Origin of the sequence: Mucilaginibacter gracilis (assembly GCF_003633615.1) — a bacterium.
In the GTDB taxonomy this organism is placed as follows: Bacteria; Bacteroidota; Bacteroidia; order Sphingobacteriales; family Sphingobacteriaceae; genus Mucilaginibacter; species Mucilaginibacter gracilis.
On sequence record NZ_RBKU01000001.1, the window covers coordinates 1,051,018 to 1,067,046 of the forward strand.

9 protein-coding genes are annotated in these 16,029 nt (G+C 43.5%); 2 read left to right on the forward strand and 7 right to left on the reverse strand.

From position 1 onward, the window contains the following. Positions 1 to 19 precede the first annotated feature (19 nt). Entirely contained in the window at positions 20 to 1,831 is a 1,812-nt protein-coding gene (locus BDD43_RS04490; RefSeq protein ID WP_211339653.1) for a glycoside hydrolase family 13 protein, read from the reverse strand. Between the two features lie 376 nt (positions 1,832 to 2,207). Here BDD43_RS04490 and treF point away from each other — a divergent pair, with 376 nt between their 5' ends. Continuing rightward, positions 2,208 to 3,764 carry an alpha,alpha-trehalase TreF gene (gene treF, locus BDD43_RS04495; protein ID WP_121201874.1) on the forward strand — a complete coding sequence of 519 codons (1,557 nt, stop codon included), beginning with the start codon at positions 2,208 to 2,210 and terminating at the stop codon, positions 3,762 to 3,764. Positions 3,765 to 3,834: 70 nt separating this feature from the next. Here the strand turns inward: treF and BDD43_RS04500 are convergent, their stop codons facing one another. The 5 genes from BDD43_RS04500 to BDD43_RS04520 form a co-directional block, all read right to left on the reverse strand. Next, positions 3,835 to 6,231, reverse strand: coding sequence for a beta-glucosidase (locus tag BDD43_RS04500; RefSeq protein WP_121196617.1), 2,397 nt, complete (start codon positions 6,229 to 6,231; stop codon positions 3,835 to 3,837). 128 nt (positions 6,232 to 6,359) lie between these two features. After that, entirely contained in the window at positions 6,360 to 7,448 is a 1,089-nt protein-coding gene (locus BDD43_RS04505; RefSeq protein WP_121196618.1) for a hypothetical protein, read from the reverse strand. A gap of 51 nt (positions 7,449 to 7,499) precedes the next feature. Beyond that, a complete protein-coding gene (locus tag BDD43_RS04510; protein ID WP_121196619.1) occupies positions 7,500 to 8,822 on the reverse strand; it encodes a vanadium-dependent haloperoxidase in 1,323 nt (440 codons plus the stop codon). 60 nt (positions 8,823 to 8,882) lie between these two features. Next, positions 8,883 to 9,431, reverse strand: a complete 549-nt coding sequence (locus BDD43_RS04515; RefSeq protein ID WP_121196620.1) for a hypothetical protein — start codon at positions 9,429 to 9,431, stop codon at positions 8,883 to 8,885. A gap of 1 nt (position 9,432) precedes the next feature. After that, positions 9,433 to 11,472 carry a glycoside hydrolase family 65 protein gene (locus tag BDD43_RS04520; RefSeq protein ID WP_162846981.1) on the reverse strand — a complete coding sequence of 680 codons (2,040 nt, stop codon included), beginning with the start codon at positions 11,470 to 11,472 and terminating at the stop codon, positions 9,433 to 9,435. A gap of 322 nt (positions 11,473 to 11,794) precedes the next feature. On the opposite strand from BDD43_RS04520, the gene BDD43_RS04530 reads away from it, so the two are divergent. Then, positions 11,795 to 12,721, forward strand: a complete 927-nt coding sequence (locus BDD43_RS04530) for a hypothetical protein (RefSeq protein ID WP_121196622.1) — start codon at positions 11,795 to 11,797, stop codon at positions 12,719 to 12,721. Positions 12,722 to 12,723: 2 nt separating this feature from the next. On the opposite strand, the gene BDD43_RS04535 is transcribed toward BDD43_RS04530, so the two are convergent. Beyond that, positions 12,724 to 16,026 (reverse strand): FG-GAP repeat domain-containing protein, encoded by a 3,303-nt coding sequence (locus BDD43_RS04535; RefSeq protein ID WP_121196623.1) that lies wholly within the window; start codon positions 16,024 to 16,026, stop codon positions 12,724 to 12,726. Positions 16,027 to 16,029 lie beyond the last annotated feature (3 nt).

Sequence of the window (16,029 nt, forward strand, 5' to 3'; positions counted from 1 at the left end):
TGTTGCGTTAAAAAATTAATTAGTTTAATCTCACAATTGCGGCCTGGTAAGGCTTAAGGCTATAATTGTTTTGGGTTTTGTTGGCGTCAATTTTTAAATCGCTCAAATTGTTAATAAGCACGGCACCCGGGTGTCCCGCTGCCAAAGGCAATGCAATGCCGGCCTGGGTGGCCGAGAAATTAAGTAAAACCAACAGTTTTTTATCGCCCAATACACGTGTGTAAGCGTATACCTTTTCGTTACCACGATCAATGAGTGTATATTTTCCGTACACCAATTCGGGCAGGGCTTTGCGTAGGGCAATCATTTTACGGAAATAATTTAAAACCGATTTTTGATCTTTTTCTTCGGCAGCGGCATTAACTGTGGTATAGTTTGGGTTTACTTTTAACCAGGGCTGGCCGCTTGTAAAACCTGCGTTGGCACTACCGTTCCATTGAAAGGGTGTGCGGCCATTGTCGCGCGCCGAAATTTTTTGTGCTTCTAAAAACTCTTTAAGGTTACCGCCTCTTTCTTTTATTTGTTTGTACATGTTGATAGATTCGATGTCGCGGTAATCCTCAATTTTATCAAACTTTATATTACTCATACCCAGCTCGTCTCCCGAGAAATAGTAAGGCGTAGCCCGCATAGATAAAATAAAAGTAGTTAGCATTTTAGATGATGCCTCTCTAAACTGGGGCAAATCGTTACCCCAACGGGTAAGCATCCGTGGCTGATCGTGATTGCCCAGGTAAATGGTGCCCCACCCTTTAAGGGCAAATATGCTGTCCCACTTACTGTAAATTGCTTTAAAGCCGGGCAGTTTATAACCTCCGGGTATGGGTGTTTTAAACTTGTTAGGTTCGTAACCGTAACTTACGCCTTCAAAATGATACAGCATATTAAGCTCTTTACGATCTTCATCTACAAAACCATGAGCTGTTTCGGCGGTAACACCGGCACCTTCGGCAACACTCATAACGTTGTGCTTGCTTAAAGTTTTTGCATACATTTCTTTTAAATAACTATGCAATTTTGGCCCGCTGGCTAAATACTGGCTCCAATCGCCATGATACTTTTGTTGTAGCATTTTTGGGGTAATAACCGGGAAGGTAGTGTCTTTGGCAATAAAAGGTATTACATCCATTCTAAAACCATCAACACCTTTATCAAACCAAAAATTCATCATACTAAATATCTCGTTCCTTAGTTTGGGGTTTTCCCAATTAAGGTCGGGCTGTTTAAAGCTAAAATAGTGCAGGTAGTAAGCATTGGTAAGGGCATCATAACGCCAGCCGCTGCCATCAACTTCAAAAGCGCCGGGGCGAAACGGTGGTTTACCCTTTTCGGCAGGCCACCAATGGTAATAATTGCGGTATGGGTTGTTGCGCGAACTGCGCGATTGTTTAAACCATTGGTGCTCGTCGCTGCTGTGGTTCACCACAAGGTCTAACACCAGCTTTAGTTTACGCTTGTGCATTCCTTTAAGCAGCGCGTCAAAATCAGCCATGGTACCAAACTCCTTCATAATTTTCCGGTAATCACTTATATCGTAACCATTGTCTGCATTTGGCGAGGCAAAAACGGGGTTAAGCCAAATCACATCAATTCCTAAACTTTTGATGTAATCCAGTTTAGATATAATACCCTTTAAATCGCCCACACCATCGCCATTGCTATCTTTAAAACTGCGCGGATATATTTGGTAAACTACGGCTTCTTTCCACCATCGGCGGCCCGGTATAACCGTGTTTGCAGTATTTTTAGTTTGAGCTAAAACACTTGTACCGCATAGCAGCAGAGCCAGGCCCATAAAAGCCTTGCAAAAGTTTTGATTGAGATTTTTCATTATGGTTATCACTATTGGTTTATAGAGCAGTTTGGCTTAACAGGATGCAAAACACAGCTACGCCTAACCGATGATATTTTTACTTGCAAAAAATTGGACCGGTAACCGATCTGGTGTTATAATTTGGTGTACAAGGTAATAGTTAGGATGCATATTTTGCTACTGCAAGCCTGCAAATTAGCCTCAACCGTTTGCGAAAAGCTTTGCGGAAAGCTTTGTTGTTTATATCTTATTAGCGCAATTCAAATTATTAAATTACTTTTTGTGGTTAAATTGCTGCCATAATTTAAAGTACCGCAAACCTAAGTCCCAATTTTTTTTTAACTATTTATTAAACTATAAGCAGGCTAACTATAGCTTGTATAAATACCATTTTATGAAGAAATCTGTTTTATCATTTTTATTTTTTTGGTTTATATTAATTTGCCAGGCCCAAACGCCCACCCCGCGACAACTGTACCCCGGCTTGTTTGAGGCTATACAATCATCCAACGTTTTTCCGGATAATAAAACCTTTGTAGATGTTACGCCCAGGTACACCCCCGAGATAATTATGCAGAAATACCGCGAACAAAAAGCCGGGCCCGATTTTAATTTAAAGGCTTTTGTAGCAGCAAATTTTAAGTTACCCGCTACAAATAACAAGGGCTTTGTTAGCGATATTAACGCCGGCGTGCGCAAACATATTGATACCCTTTGGAAAGTGCTGCAACGAGAGCCCGACACCTCAATTAACACCTCGTTGTTGCCATTGCCACACCCGTACATTGTGCCCGGCGGACGTTTTAGAGAAGTTTATTACTGGGATTCGTACTTTACCATGCTGGGCCTGCAGCAAAGCCACCAAACCAGGGTGATTGATAACATGATAAGTAATTTTGCATTTTTGATAGATACTTATGGTTTTATACCAAACGGTAACCGCAGTTATTATTTAACACGCTCGCAGCCGCCCTTCTTTTCGTTAATGGTAAAGTTACTGAGTAAACAAAATGGCCCGGCAGTTTTAAGTAAGTATCAACCTCAGTTACTAAAAGAATATCAATTTTGGATGGGTGGCGAAAAAGGGCTTAAAAAAGGGCATGCAAGCCGTATGGTTGTACGCATGGCGGGCGGCGAGGTGCTTAACCGCTATTGGGATGCCGGTAACGAGCCGAGAGAAGAGTCGTACATTCAGGATGTAACTTCGGGGGCGTTAGCCCACCAGGATTTACTTGCTTTTTATAAAAACGTGCGGTCGGCAGCAGCATCGGGTTGGGATTTTAGCAGCCGATGGTTTGGCCCAGATCAGCAACTTGCATCTATCCAAACTACCAACATTGTTCCGGTAGATTTGAATTGTTTAATGTATCACCTTGAGCTAACCATTGCGCAAGCGTATAACATAAAAGGAAATACCGCCCAGGCTGCCTTATTTAAACAAAAGGCAAACCGGCGCAAAGCCGCTATTTTAAAATATTGCTGGGACGAGAAAAGTGCCTGGTTTAATGATTATTACTGGCAACTTAACCAACACGCAGCCATACGCACGCTGGCTGCTGCCTATCCGCTTGAGTTTGGCATAGCAAGCCCTTATCAGGCTAAAAAAATTGCTGCCGGATTAAAAGCCGACTTTTTAAAACCCGGCGGGCTGGTAACCACACTTAACCATACCGGCCAGCAGTGGGACGCACCAAATGGCTGGGCACCCCTGCAATATATTGCTATTGATGGTTTAGAAAAATACAAATTTAACGGCCTTGCAAAAGATATTGCCTTGCGATGGATAAACCTCAATAAGGACGTATTTAAACAAACCGGTAAACTGATGGAGAAATACAACGTGGAAGACCTGCATATAAAAGCCGGCGGAGGCGAATACCCCCTTCAGGATGGCTTTGGTTGGACAAACGGTGTACTATTAACCTTAATGAACCGCTACCACGTAAATTAACCCTACAAAACTTCATAAAAAAAGCGCTCCAAATAGTATTCGGGGCGCTTTTTTTATGAAAATACAAGTTTTATTTTTTGAGCTCGTTAAGGGCTGCAACCGGACTAAGCGCTTTGCCGTCTTTTTCGGCTATCAATTGTTTGGCAAGCTTGAATGTAGCACTCTGCTTTACATCGTCGGACGAAGATGCAAGCATCAACTTATAGGTTCCGGTCTCGGCTACCCAACTGCTTTTTGCTGTATCGTAAGATGCCAGTTGAGCTGTTGTAATATCAAAACTTAATGTTTGTGATTGGCCTGGTTGTAGTAAGCTTGTTTTAGCAAATGCTTTTAATTCTTTCACTGGCTTATCCATTGTTTTACCGGGTGCGGCAAGGTACAGTTCAACAACCTCCCTGCCCGCTATTTTACCAGAGTTGGTTATAGTTACCGAGGCTGTAAGTTTGCCTGCAAACTGCTGAGTGCTCAGTTTTAACTTACTGTAGGTAAACCCGGTGTACGATAAGCCGTAGCCAAATGCATAAGCTGGTTTTACACCAAATGTATCGTAGTAACGGTAGCCAACATAAATGCCCTCTTCATAGCTAACGGTAGTTGGCTTTTGTGCCGGTGTACCCGGGAAGTTTTTGGCCGATGGCACGTCCCGGTAATCAACCGGGAAGGTTGTAGCCAATTTGCCCGACGGATTTACCTTGCCCGATAATATATCGGCAATAGCATTACCCGCTTCAAGGCCGGGTTGCCAGGCCAATAAAATACCATCAACATGGTTGCGCCAACTGGCTATCTCAATAACGCCGCCAATGTTAAGCACTACAATTACTTTTTTATGCCGGGCATGAAAACTTGTTGCAACCCCACTTATCATATCCTTTTCGCTTTGCGACAGGTAATAATCATTTTCCAGGCCACGGTCGTTACCCTCACCGGCATTGCGGCCAATGGTAATTATAGCAACATCGTTATTGTTGGTTGCGGCCTCCAGTTTATCGGCTACGGCCATCTCGGGTATTGGTGCAGGTAGCGCAAAAATGTTTGCAGGTTTGGGCCTGTTAACTTTTCCGGCTTTAATATGATCGGTATAGCTGCTTATCAGGCCGGCATCTGCGGTATAGCCTGCGTTTGTTAAACCTTGCAAAAGCGATATAGTATAAGCTTTATTAACATCGCCGCTACCTGTGCCGCCGGCAATAATATCGTATGATGTATTGCCAAAAAGCGCAACACGTTTTGCACCGCTAATAGGTAAGGCCTTATCCTCATTTTTGAGGAGTATCATACCTTGTTCGGCTGCAAGCCTGGATACCTGTGCATCGTGTTTTAAATTTGGTGCATTGTTGTATGGATATTTACGAAAGCTTGGCGATTGTAAAATAACATTCAAAATATGGCTTACATTTTTGTTGAGCTGGGCAAGGCTTAACTTACCACTTTTAACCGCCGCAATAATCAAGTCGGATTGGGTGGGGCTGCCGGGCATAATCAAATCGTTACCGGCGGCCATTTGGGCAACCGGGTCTTCGCCGCCAAACCAATCCGTCATCACAAAACCTTTATAACCCCATTCATTACGCAGGATATTGGTTATCAGGTCGGCGCGCTGTGAAGTATAGGTACCATTCAATTTATTGTAAGATGACATCACCGTCCATGGTTTAGCTTCTTTAACAGCAATTTCAAAACCCTTCAAATAAATTTCGCGCATGGCGCGTTCGCTCACCACCACATCTACACCTGTGCGGTTACTTTCCTGGTTATTGGCAGCGTAATGTTTAATTGATGTACCCACGCCGTTACTCTGGATGCCTTTAACCATAGCGGCAGTTATTTTACCTGCAAGCAAAGGGTCTTCCGAGTAGTATTCAAAATTACGGCCTCCCAAGGGGTTGCGGTGAATATTTAGCGCAGGCGCAAGTAAAATATCAACACCATAATCGCGCACTTCGCTGCCAAAGGCTACTCCTACATTTTTTACCAGCTCGGTATCCCAGCTTGATGCCAGCAGCGTAGCCACCGGGAAAGCTGTTGCGTAGTAAGTTTTAGAATTATCGTTATTGCGTATAGGATCTATACGCACACCCGCGGGCCCGTCGCAAACCGTGATAGACGGGATGCCCAATCGTGGTACACCATGCAAACGACCAGCAGCACCGGATACCTTTTCGGGAATGCGGTAAGCATCCGGATCAGACGGCGGCATTTTAAAGCCGCCAATATCAAGCGTTGCACCGGTACTGGGCGGCGGTGCCGTTGTGCCAGGCATTTTAAAGCCCATGCCAACCACAAGTTTGGCTTTCTCCTGGAGCGTAAGGGCCGCCAATACTTCTTTTATAGGGCTTTTGCCTAATTGCGGCAAGGGCTTGCCGGTTTGTGCAAAGGCACCTCCTGTTGTTAAAAACACCTGAGCTATTAAATAAAAGCCGCCGGCATACCGGCCAATTGCACTGCACGATTTTAAATTTTTCATTTTAAAAGTTTAATACCGCCGCCCTTACAGGCAGCGGTGGTTTTGGGTTTACAATTTACTTTATAATTGATATGAGTTTAAAACGCTATGCAAAGAATTGGCCATTCGGCTATTCGGGGCCGTTAACTTTAAAATTTTACACTAATGCCGGTGTTAATTACATAGTCGGCAAAGGCGGCATCACCGTGTGCATAAACACCGGTCAGGTCGGTTGTAATTTTATCGGCTACACTTTGTGTCCGGTTTCTTATCAGTGCCCAGGGCATAAAAGCATAAATGGTAATTTTATGGAAGGCGTAGGTAATGCCGGGCTCGGCAGAGATAATGTAACCCGGCCTTCTAAAGCCATCGCTGCCTCCTATCAAATCGTATACAGGCAAACATTCGTCGCGTAAGCCTGCCGAAAATGTCCATTGTTTTAGCATAATGCTGGCACCGCCACGTATCATAAACTGATCTGGAACACTCATTACATCACTGCCATTGGCTACCGCTGTTGCACTCGGTGTACCACCTCTTGCTGTTGACACTCCATTAACATTGCGCGGGTTGGCCAGATAGTAAAAATTGCCATATAAATTTGTGTGAGGCGTTAAGTGGTAAAACGTGTTAACCTCCAATGTGATACCTGTTCCGCCATCTCCCAACTGTATCGACTGATCGACAGGGCCCAATAATTTAGTGCCATTTGGGCCGGTGTTATAAAAGTAGTCCTGGTAATTGTCTACTCCGGTAGCCAGCTTTAAGCCCAAACCCACCTGCACATTAAATCGTTTTGTTTTGGCCGGATTAAGCAGCCAGGCATAAGTTGCAAACCTAATATCGCCCAAACCGAACGAGTAGGTGCTGTGGCGCTCTTTGCCCCCGTGCTCATACAATGATGAGCGCGAATTAGAAATTACAGGCACATCAATAGCTACCGACCACCGGCTGTTGAATACCCTGGTTAAAGCCAGATCCTGCGTGTAGGCATGATTAATAACATTGGTACCCAAAGCAATGCGCTGGGTTTGCTCGTCTCTGCCGATAAAGTGTTTGTACGATTTAAAATAACGATTATTGGAATTAAACACCCAACCGCCATGAGCATCGGTACTATCAGGATGATCGAGCATGGTACACACGCCGCCCGTACTGCGAATGGCCACGCAGCCTTGAGCAAATATTTTTGAACTTAGTATTAAAAGTATAATGGTAATATATAGAGGTGATTTCATGTTAGGTTTATTTTTGAGTGAAATTGAACTGCCGCTTACTTTTGTACGCGGTTATTTTTGCATTTGTAATTTATTTGCAATAAGGCTGCCAACTTGTTTGCCCGATTGATTAGCTACAATGCACGAATTATGAAAATGTAGGCCTCCGTAAAAACGGGCCCAGTTATTTTCTTCGGCGGCTTTACGGAACGATGCGAATGAGCGGCTTTTGATGCCAAACTCCAGTTCGCTGGTGTCTTTAAAAGCCAGCTTATCGCCAAAAACGCTGGTTAAGGCTTCGGCTGCAGCCGATGAAATAGTGGAGTGCCCGCAAGTATATTCCGGAAAGGGAGGTGTTTGCAAACGGGGGCGCCAATCGGCATTAAAGTATTTATTTATCACAGTTTCGGGCCGGGCTGTGTTGTAGCTGTATTTGGCATTCCAGCACTGTATAAAACCGTCAAACAATGCAATAGCAGTTTTTGCAAAAGCGCATACGGTGGTGCCAAAATTTGCTTTTGCCTGTTGCGCTGCAATGCCGGTAATACTCATCCAATGGCCCGGCGGCGAAAACTTTTTAGTGATAAATTGCACATGCCCCATTACATTAAGTTTGCCCGGGTTATCGTCCCAAAAGTCGGCTATGTGTTGCTGGTCGGGCGTTAGGTTTGCTGTGGCGGTAATTATATAGTTTACCTCGTGGTAGTAAGCACTGCTTTTATCAGCAATATTAAATACCGGGGGCGGCGGCACCTTAAACTGGGCGGCACTATCCATCACCATAGGCCGTATTTCGCTCCAATGCGGCTCAACTGCGGCCGCGTATGACGGTGGCGTAGGCACCCAGCGGCCCGGTATGTTTTTTACCGAAAACTTAGATGCACTGCGGGTTTTTAAATAATTATCGCCTTTGCTCCATTTAATTACCGATGCTGCCAGGCGGCCGGCATAATTTTCTGTGCCTGTTATCACATCGGCAGGCATACCATGTTCAATAGCCAGCGTGTGCAAACTATCTATATAATACTTCATGCTCCCTTCGGGGAAGGTTACTGCCTGGCCAACTTTGCAAAAAGCCAGTAAGGAGGCGTATTCAAAATCTATCTTTTCGGCTGGCAGTGGCTTTGCCACAATTTTAAACTGGTTAAGCTGCCCGGCTAACGAAGTAAATTTTTGCGGATAGCCAGCCGCTATAGCTTCGTAACCGGCAATATTTGCATAAGCGTAATTGCGCGATGCCACCACGGGTGTAAAGTTGTTACCCATTACCACCTGGTTTAATTCGTGTACGGTTTTACAGTATAAATTGGGGCTATGCAGTATTTGTTGATAGTCGTGTTGTTTGCATGCAGCCAATAAAATAGTTGCACACATTATTCCAAAAATGCGTTTCATTTATATGATTCATTGTAAAAGTTTAACTAATTACTGCTTTGCAGTAAAGCAGCACAATCGTCATATAAAAGTTTGCCGGGGCGGCATTAGTATGGTATCAGGGTATCCAGCATTACAATCCGGATTGGCTATATAATTTACCTGGAGCCTGTTGATATGGATGCAGGCTTGCGGGGAGTTGACTACTACGGTATAATAATCGTCCTGTTTTAACTGCTTGATGCTTTGCTTTTTGTTCGATTCGGTAGTTAAATCGTTTACCTTTTTATAATAGTCGTCGCTTTTGCGCCTAATGGTGTTTTTCTCATTAAAAGCAACACAAACCAAAATCAACGAATCATTGTATATTTTCCGTTTAAAGTATTTATAGGTAATTCCCTTATAGGTCATTTCGCCATCAACGCGCTCATAGTCTTTCCAATTGGTTTGATAAGGCAGGTTAATTGGTATTTTTACTGTAAGTAAAGTTTTGCCTGTTTCCGCCATCTGGTCCATTTCTGCTTCCAGATGGGTAGCTGCCTGTTGCTCCATCGCATAAAATACGGCTTTATAACCTATTGTATTAAACAGGAAAACCACGAGGGACAATATGGCAAGGTATTTTTTCAAACTATTTTACGCTATAAGTTTGTTTGTTAACTCCTACACCTGTTATGGTTAACGCTTGCCAGCCCGCAGGCAGCAATCCTTTGTTTTGCACAATGCCAGCGGCGGTAATATCAAGCCCAGCAAAACCCATTAATACACTTTGCAATACACCGCCGGCGCCCGTAGCAAAATAGGGGTTTGTGCCACCTTTAGTTTCGGCAATTACCCTAAATGGCGCAAGCAAATTAGGTTCGTAAGCATCTTTAAAAAAATGCCAGGCTTTTGGCGCATCACCCAAACGGGCATACTGTAATGCAAAAATAGCTTGCGTCATGGCGGGGGTGCCTTCGTTGGGTACGCGCTTTTCGTAGTAAGCAAGGTCTTTTTTTATCTGCGCGTTATCAGTAATAGTTTTAAGTGGGTAGGCCAGCAAGTTAACATCGCCCTGTTTAATACCTTCGCCAGTATAGGTGGCATGTTCGCGGGTAACGCCATCGGCAAACCGTAGCACCGGTATGTTAGTAGCTACAGCTTGCCAGTCGGCATCGGGGATCAGGCCTAAAATTTTGGCGGCCTGTATAGCATATTGCAGGTTTGCCTGGGCTGCTGCATTTGTAAAAGCGTCATTGTCTACATTTTCGGCCCATTCATCTGCGCCTACCACATTTTTAATATCATAATGCCCGGGGCCATTACGTTCTACCCTGCTTGCCCAAAAATCGGCCGTTGCCGATAGGATGGGCCAGCCTTTATCCTTTAGCCATTGCTTATCTTGCGTTACGCAGTAATAATTCCAGGCGGCCAAAGCAACGCAAGCCGTTATGTGATGTTCAAACGGACCACTAAGAGCCCAAACCGGTGTTTCTTCTACTCCGGCATCGGCGCTTTCCCACGGAAACATGGCACCGCGGTACCCGTGCGAAAAAGCATTGCGCCGGGCCTCGGCCAGCCGGTTAAAGCGATAGTCTATCATCGACGAAGCTATTTCGGGATGCAAAACCAACAGTGCCGGAAACATCCACAGGTCGGCATCCCAAAACACATGGCCGTTATAACCCAGGCCCGAAAGCCCCATAGGTGATAACGACAACCCGGTTCCGCTGCGCGAAAAAGAATATAAGTGATATAGCATACTGTGCACATCCTGTTGCGATTGCGCATCGCCCTGGATAGTTATATCACTCTTCCAAAGATCGGCCCAGGCATTTTGATGAAACTTAATTAAGCGATTGGTACCTTCTAACTTTGCAAAAATAGTTAAACGCTCGGCCTCATTTAGCGGATCGGGGTGCTGTGCCGAAGATATGGATGTACCGGCCACAGCATAACTATAGGTGCTGCCTGCTTTTATGGCTTTGGCAAATTTGGCCAGGTGCATATTATTATCCCACATTTCGTGAATAACGGGAGGTTCTTCGGTATGGGCTTCGGTAAACAAAAAGGTAGTTGATGCACAAAGCTGCACTTTACCGGTAGGGCTTTTAGCACTTGATGTGAGCAGTTGTATAGTAGTATGCGGCCTATCAATGGCGTTATAGTAATTTTGAACGTCTTTTAATGCATCGGGGGCTTCCATTACACTGGCAGCCGTTATAGATATATCCTTTTTTGCGGCGATGCTTATATTTTGCAGCGCGGTAAACGGCAATTGCCTTAGGGCATAATAGGTGTAGCTTATTGAGGCTTCGTCTTTGTAATCAAAAGTAGTGGTAAAACAGGCCTGCTGCATGTTAAGCTCCTGCTTAAAGTTTGAAATATTTTGCGCGCTAATACGCACCCCGTTTATTTCGAGATACATGTTAAGCAGGTTAAAGCTGTTTAAAAAGTTACTTACCCTGCCCCGGCCATACAAATCATAAGTACCGGCAAGCACTACATTTTTCACTTTAAAAGGCTCGGGGGCCGATATAATACCCAACATACCATTGGCAACCGTAACGCCATAGTAGTTTGCCGGGTCTATGCGGTCGGCCTTTATTACCCAGGGATTAACCGATTGGGCAAAGCAACAGCTTGTTATAGCATATGCCAATACAATAAGTTGGGTAAACTTTCTTCTCATGCGTTGTAATCAATATCATCTGCCGGGTATTGAAAAGCTCAACAACTGCTAACAGACCGACTTTAAGTTTATAATTGGTACCGCTAATATAGATAAGCGGCATCTTCCATTTTGCAGTAAACGGCCCTGGTTTACAACAAACCTTCTCGCAAACCTTTTCGCAAAGGTTTGTTGTGTATAAATAAAAAAGCATGATACTTAAATAATATTTGCTTGCTTAATAGCTTTGGCATTAATAACGGCTGTTGCAGCAAGTGGTAATTAAACCCAATAAGCCTGCCGTTTATATTATACCAATAACCTATTATTATACTTAAACTAAATGAGTTTTTTTTGGAGATTAGCGGCAGTTGTTTTGGTTGCATTAATACTTTCTATTTATTTTTTGATACCGGTATCGCTTTCCCAATCACAGGTGGTTATTATCAAAACATCGGAGATACACGCCTTTCAATTTTTAACAAACAAAACGCATTGGGCCAAATGGTGGCCCGGCAGGCGCGTGGCCGATAGCATTTATAATTTTAACAACGGCACTTATGATATACAAAAGTTTACCAATAGCGGCGCTACCCTAAATATAAAACGCAATGATTACAATGTACCCTCGCAAATTGTTTTTATAGCAGCTAACAAAGAAAGCGTTAAAATTACCTGGAACACCGTACAGGTTGCAAGCCCAAACCCAATAGCCCGGCTACAGCAATATTTTGTTGAAAAGCAGCTTAACCGCGATATAAAAAACATTTTGACCGGGCTAAAAACCTTTTTAGAAGACGACCGCAACGTTTATGGCATTGATGTAAAACTCGCCAAAGTTAAAGACTCGGTAATTTTAGCTACCACCCAGGTTTTTGCAAAATACCCAACAACAACGCAGGTTTATGAGCTTGTTGGTAAGTTGCAGCAACAAGCGAAACTAAAAAACATTAAGGTGCAAGGTGCCCCTATGCTCAATGTACACCAAAGCGGCACCACGTTTGAAACCATGGTGGGTATGCCTGTTTCATCCGAATTTAAAGCATCAGCCGGTTTTTTGATGAACAAGATGGTATTGGGCAATATACTGGAAGCCGAAGTGAAGGGCGGACCCAATACTGTAAATGCGGCCCGCATTGCGTTAGAAAATTACCGTAAAGATTATGGCTTAATATCGCCCGCTATTCCATATCAAACACTGGTAACAAACCGCCTTTCGCAGCCCGATACTTCTAAATGGATTACCAAATTGTATTACCCAATTTATTGATATCAGCGGTTCACCAACATCAATTTACCATCATAAGTCACCATTAATACGCTATTGGGTTTATTGGTTTTGATGTTTTGCAACCAGGTTATTTCCTCAAAATTAAATAAGGGGTTTACCCAATAATCGGGTAGCCCAAAGGCATCTTTTTTAGCATCATATTGTAGTTGGGTAAGGCCCAGCGCATCATATTTACCTTCGTAGGGTACAACACCCCAAAAATTGCCGTTTACTAAAAGCTTGCCATTTTTATCGGCCAAAATACTACGTATTGGTGCCTGCTGAAACTGGTAAGGCAAACTTTTAGCCGTTTTGGCGTGCAAAACATCACTTATAAACATACTTGCAAAAGTGTTGGCCGTTAGTTTATTATCTTCAGTCAGTTTGTTTTTAAATATCTCCTGCGTGGTTTTATCGGCCATTTTTTGATAACTAAGCCACTCCTTTTTAATATAGGGTATTTCCTGGTCCAAATCATTTTTGGGCCTAAAAGGGTAGTAGCTGCCTTTAAAGCAGTAAGATAATATCAGGTCGTTTTTGCCATCGTTATCTACATCATTGTTATAAGCAAACAAAGGTGTTTGTGGTGTAACGTTGTATTTGTTATTGAGGCCCCAGTTGCCCAGTACAAGGTCGGCCTTACCGTCGTTGTCCAAGTCGGTAATGGCGGCGCATTGCCACCAGCCTTTCATCCCCTCCAACAAAGGCGAGCTAAATTTTATAAGTTTATTGTTATGGTTTAAAAATATCTGCACGGGTTGCCACTCGGCCGTAACTACTAGGTCGGGCTTGTCATCACCGTCAACATCGCCAAACGTTACACCGGTTATGTATTTAATATTGGTTAATTCAGCGTAAGCATCTTTTGGGGCTGTAGAGAACACGCCCTTTCCCTTATTTATCAAAACCACAGATGGCGTAGCTGCCGTATAGTTGCGGAAAGAAACACTGCCGGTTAACAAAATATCGGGCAATCCATCGCCATTAAAATCGTAGGTATATATTTTTGAATACCGGCCCGGCAGTTGCGGCAGTGCCTGATAAGTAAATTGGTTATTACCCTCATTAATAAATACACGCGGTTGAGCAAGTTTATCGGCATCTAAAAACGGATGGTTGGCGCTCAAAACTACCAGGTCTGGTTTGCCATCGTTATTTACATCTATCCAGCGGGCATCCTCGTCGCCTGTGTTAATAAACTGTTTAAAGGCAGCAACCTCTGTTTTTGTGTATGTACCATCTTTTTTTGCAAGCAGCAGGTACTTTTCTTCTCCCGCTGTGCCACCAACATAAATATCATCAAACCCATCGCCATTTATATCGGCTATTGCTATTGCCGGAGTATGGGGCAAATAGCAATGAGGCAAAAGGTAATAATAGTTAAAATCGGGAGTATCAAAAGGTTTTATGGTGGCTAAGGTTGTGGATGCTATTTGCTTGCTGTCAAATTTTTTTCTATCCTCCAAAAAGCCGTGTACCAGGGCGGCAATATCCGCTGTTTGGCTTACCGCATTGGGTTGATAGGTGATGATGGTTTTTTTATTGTAATTGAAATTATTAATAAGCTGGTATGAGTTATCGGGCCATACCACCAATAGCTGGGTTGCCTTATCGTTGGGTAAAAAGGTAAAAAGCAAATCGCTGCTTTGGCCGCTCTCGTATGCGTTACTGGTTTGTATTTCCTGATGGTCTAACTGTTTGGTTGATTTTAGGTACAGCTTTGCGCCTATTCCATCTACGTTGCCGGCCTTGTATTTTACCCCATATTTTAAAAATGACGGTTTACTTTGCAAATGGCTTTCCATCGTCATGTTTTTGTATAGCGATGCCGGTTCGTCCATGTTATTAGTCACTATCTCCAGGTCGCCATCGTTATCCAGGTCAACGGCTATGGCCCCTGCCGATATACCGGGGTCGCGCATATCGTTATCAAACGAAACATCCTTAAATTTCAATTCGTTATGCCCGGTGTACAAAAAATTATGAGTGGCTCCGTTGGGCATCATGTTGATTTTTTCCTTATCAAAATGTTTACTCGAACGGAACTGGCTTATAACCGATGGATCGCCAAGGTATTTAAGGTAGTCCATATCGTTAAGCCGGTGCTTGATGCCGTTAGAAAAAAAGAGGTCTTTATGGCCGTCCATATCAAAATCCTGAGCAAGGGGCGACCACGTCCAATCAGTAGCCGAAACACCAGAGTAGAGCGATACATCAATAAATTTTTTTCCGTCGGCCACATTTATTTGTAGGCAGTTTTTTGAATACTGGTAATAAAATCCGCTGTTAACTTCCTGGTTATAAATATCCAAAGGTTCATCGTTTATTGTCGATTTGAGCACTTTCATGTCCTCGGGCAACATATCGGTAGTTAAAACATCCAGTTGCCCATCCTTATTAATATCGCTTACAGTATTGCCCATCGAGAAAAGGCTGGTGTGCCCAAAGGCCGATTTTAACTGTTCCTTAAACGTACCATCGTGCTGATTGATGTAGTAGTAATCCTGTTCAAAAAAATCGTTGCTTACATAAACATCGTCCCAGCCGTCGTTATTAAGGTCGCCAACACTCACACCCAAACCATAGCCTATCGGCGAAGCGTAAATGCCCGATTTTTGAGTTACATCGGTAAAATGCCCGCCATCGTTGCGAAACAGATGATCGCCGGCATTGTGGCTGTATTTAAAGCGCTGGGTAGAATCGCCGTAAGTATCATTACTATGCACCGATGAAGTAAGCAAAAACATATCCAGGTCTCCGTCTTTATCATAATCGGTAAAGCAAGCCTGGGTAGAAAAACCTTCAAAATCTAAACCATATTTTGCAGCACTTTCGGTAAAGGTAAGGTCGCCGTTATTAATGTATAATTGATTTTTACCCTTAAACCCATTATAGCCAGATACCACGGTTACATAAATATCTTTAAGCCCGTCGCCATTAATATCAACAATGGTAACGCCTGTTTTCCAATCGCCGGTACCCGCTACCCCGGCATTGGCGGTAATATCCTCAAAACGGAGATTGCCTTTGTTAAGGTAAAGTTTATTGGGCCCCTGGTTTGATATAAAGTACAAGTCGGGCAGGCCATCGTTATTAAAATCGGCGGTGGCTACACCGGCACCATTATAAAAATACAGGTAGTCTAAAATATTTACCGAATTGGTGGCCGTGTTTTTATTTACAAAATTGAGATTAGTTTGCGAAGCCGGTAACAGCTTAAAAATAGCATCGCCATTTTTTTGCCGGTTACAAGCCAGGTTGAGTATAAAAACTAATAACCCTATTACACGTAAACTTTTATTCATGAT